This window comes from Streptomyces sp. NPDC058401 (assembly GCF_042722885.1).
Lineage (GTDB): Bacteria > Actinomycetota > Actinomycetes > Streptomycetales > Streptomycetaceae > Streptomyces.
In genome coordinates this window covers 57,679-60,532 of record NZ_JBHXKA010000046.1, presented here as the reverse complement: position 1 = coordinate 60,532, position 2,854 = coordinate 57,679, and the positions used below count along the sequence as shown (strand labels likewise).

General features: G+C 71.0%; 3 protein-coding genes. 1 reads left to right on the top strand and 2 read right to left on the bottom strand.

From position 1 onward, the window contains the following. Window positions 1-76: 76 nt before the first annotated feature. Both ACFWNV_RS19010 and ACFWNV_RS19005 read right to left on the bottom strand, forming a co-directional pair. A complete protein-coding gene (locus ACFWNV_RS19010; protein WP_383948009.1) occupies window positions 77-400 on the bottom strand; it encodes a putative quinol monooxygenase in 324 nt (107 codons plus the stop codon). Window positions 401-430: 30 nt separating this feature from the next. Beyond that, a complete protein-coding gene (locus ACFWNV_RS19005; RefSeq protein WP_383948006.1) occupies window positions 431-1,459 on the bottom strand; it encodes an oxidoreductase in 1,029 nt (342 codons plus the stop codon). Between the two features lie 401 nt (window positions 1,460-1,860). Here ACFWNV_RS19005 and ACFWNV_RS19000 point away from each other — a divergent pair. Next, window positions 1,861-2,854 (top strand): purine-cytosine permease family protein (locus ACFWNV_RS19000; protein WP_383948003.1); only part of this gene is annotated, 994 nt, incomplete at its 3' end.

The following is a 2,854-nucleotide window of genomic DNA, read 5'->3' as shown; positions in this document are numbered from 1 at the left end:
GCTCCGCGGCACGTGGCGCGGAGCGGGCCGGGAGCGGCCGGGGCGTGAAGTGGTGCGGGGTGGTGCGGGGCCGTTGTCAGTCGACCTGGAGCTCGCCCATCCGGCTCCAGCCGGTCGCGCCCTCGATGGTGGTGCTGACGATCTCGGGCGTCCGGGTGACCAGGGGGCGCATGGTTTCCAGGGCCTTGCGGAAGTGCGCGGAGGTGACGTGGGCTTCCGCGGCGTCGTCATGGAAGGCCTCGACCAGCACGTAGGTGTCCGGCTCGTCCAGGCTGCGGGACCACTCGAACCACAGGTTGCCCGCCTCCGCGCGGGTGGCCTGCGTGAACTCCGCGACCAGCTCGGGCCACTGCTCGACGTACTCGGACTTGACGGGGAATTTGACCACAATGAAGATCATTCGAGCATTGTAGGTGCGAGTCCGCCGGTCCTACGGTGCCGCCGCCGGCGCCGGATACGCGGTGGCGGTGAGGGCCGCCGCGAGGTCCTCCTTGCGCATCCGCTGGTCCACGTAGAGCAGGGCGACGACCAATTGCGGGTAGCTGAGCTGGAACAGCGAGCTGATGACGATGCCGATCAGCATGGTCACCGCGTAGACCAGGAATCCGACGAGCAGCGTGCTCGGATCGGCCGCGGGACCGTCCGGTCCCGGCATGACCGGGAAGAGGCCGAACATGCCGACGAAGCCGAACGGCATCTGGATGGCGTACCCCACGGCGGACGCCACGACGTACCCGAGCAGCGAAATGCCGAACACCCTCCACCAGCCGTCGCGCACCAGGTGCGCAGAGCGGCGCAGGGCGGCGACGGGGCCGAGTCCCTCGCACACCGCCGCGGTGGGAGCGAGGCTGAACCGGCCCATGACCCAGACGGAGAAGGGGACGCACAGGAGCGAGCCCAGCAGGAGCAGCCCGAAGGCGGCCGGCAGGCCGGAGCCGTCCAGGTCCGTGTTCATGATGATCAGCGGGATGCCGACCGCGTACAGCACGAGCGCGGGTCCGCCCGCGATCAGCGCGGCGAGCAGGACGGTGCCGAGCACCGACGGCAGCCGTGAGCAGCTGCGGCGCCACATCGAGCCGAAGGTCGCCGGACGGCCGAGCACCGCCTCCTGGATCACCGCGGGGCATAGGGCGCTGAACATGGCGGCGCTCAGCGTCATCACGAGGAGCAGGACCACGCCGGCCGGTACGAAGGACAGGAAGAGGGCCGCCACGTCCGAGCCCTCGGGGCTTTCTCCCGGGGCGAGGTCGAAGACGGCGGCGAACCGGTCGTAGGCGACCACGCAGGTGAGGGCGAAGGCGGCGGCCACGAGCAGGATTCCGATGCCCTGCACCGCGACCATGACGCCGATCAGGGGCTTCCAGTACCGCCGGAACACCCCGAAGGCCCCGCTCAGCACCTCGCCCGTGGTGAGCGGGCGCAGCGGTATGACTCCCGGCTGCGGTGCGGGAGGCGGCATCCAGCCACCTCCCCACTGCGGCGGCACGGGCTGATCCGGGTGGTTTCCCCACCCGTTGTGGTGCGACATCGGTGTTCCCCCTTGAATGAAGGGACACGGTAACCCGCTCGTGAAAGCCCTGGTCAAGCGCCCCCTGTCCGCAGCGGGCGGCCCCGTTCGGGAGGACCACGAGCCCGCTGCCCCCGGCCGCCACGGCAACGGCGTAGTCGAAGGAGGAGGCCTCGTCCCGGACGCTTCGTGGGCATCGACGACCAGTGCGGTCAGCAGGTCGTACCCGCCGCCCGAGTGCGCTGATGTCGTCGTACGCCGCCGCTCCCCGGGTGCGTGAAGATCGGGCGAGAGCGCGCGCGAACGCCTCCGCCACGACACGCAGGTGGGTAAGACCGCAGACGGAGGGCTCCATGGCATCCACGGATCCGGGCAAGGGCGCGGGCACGGACAGGGGCACGGGTACGAGCACGGGTAAGAGCACGGGCACGGGCACGGATGCGGACCGGCCCGGCAGGATCGAGGCGCACGGCATCGACCACGTTCCCGACGCGGAACGCCACGGCCGTGCCCGCGAGCTGTTCGCCGTCTGGGCGGCGGCGAACGTGAACTACCTGAGCATGGTGGTCGGCGGCGCCCTCGTCCTCATGGGCCTGAGCCTGTGGCAGGCCGTCGCGGTCATCGTGGCGGGCAGCCTGTTCTGGGCGCCGATCGGCCTGCTCGCCGTCTCGGGGCCGGCCTCGGGCACACCGAGCGAGGTGATCGCGCGGGCGATGTACGGCGTCCGCGGCAACCGGGTGAACATCGCCGTCAACGGCTGGCTGCTCTGCATCTGTTACATCGCCCTCAACCTCGCCGCCGCCGCGGTCGCCGCCTTCGTCCTCGTGGAGAAGGCGGGCATCGAGACGAACAGCGGCGTCAAGGTCGCCGTCGTGGTGGTCATCGCGGCCCTCACCCTGGCCATCGGCGTCTACGGACACGCCACCATGGTCAAGCTCTACCCCCCGATCGCGATCGCCCTCACGGTCACCTTCGCCGTCGTCGCCGGCTACGTGTGCACCCGCGCCGACCTCGGCCACCAGCCCGGAGAACCGCTGACCGGCACCGCCCTGTGGGCTACCCTCGCGGCGGGCGTCACGCTCATCGCCTCGGGCCCCCTCTCGTACACGAACAGCGCGGACTTCTCCCGCTACCTGCCGCGCACGACCTCCCCGTGGGCCGTCGCGGGCTGGACCGCGCTCGGCGGATTCCTGCCCGGAGTCCTCCTCACCACGCTGGGCGCCCTCGCCGCGACCGTCGTCGACATGGCCGAACCGCAGGCCGGACTGGAAGGCGTCCTGCCCTCCTGGTTCTCACCCGTGTTCCTGTTGGCGATCGGGCGCGGGTCGATCGCCACGACCGCCATGA